The sequence below is a fragment of the Virgibacillus sp. GM2-2 genome (assembly GCF_055329585.1).
In genome coordinates this window covers 1-210 of the sequence record NZ_JBUZWC010000219.1, presented here as the reverse complement: position 1 = coordinate 210, position 210 = coordinate 1, and the positions used below count along the sequence as shown (strand labels likewise).

The following is a 210-nucleotide window of genomic DNA, read 5'->3' as shown; positions in this document are numbered from 1 at the left end:
CGGCTTCCGCTACCAGCTCGCCGATGCGCAACGCCGTCAGCGGCGTATCCGAGGCGGGCTTGAGAATGATCGTGCAGCCCGCCGCCAGCGCGGGCCCCAGCTTCCATACCGCCATGAGAAGCGGCATGTTCCAGGGTATGATCGCGCCGACCACGCCAACCGGTTCTTTGCGCGTGTAGGCGGAAAACCGCGCCGCAGGCGCATAAGGGA

Annotated in this window: 1 protein-coding gene; it reads right to left on the bottom strand. The window is 66.7% G+C overall.

Going from position 1 to position 210, the window contains the following annotated elements; translation table 11 throughout:
* Positions 1-210 (bottom strand): aldehyde dehydrogenase family protein (locus tag ACY9Z2_RS19620; protein WP_463611342.1); only part of this gene is annotated, 210 nt, incomplete at both ends.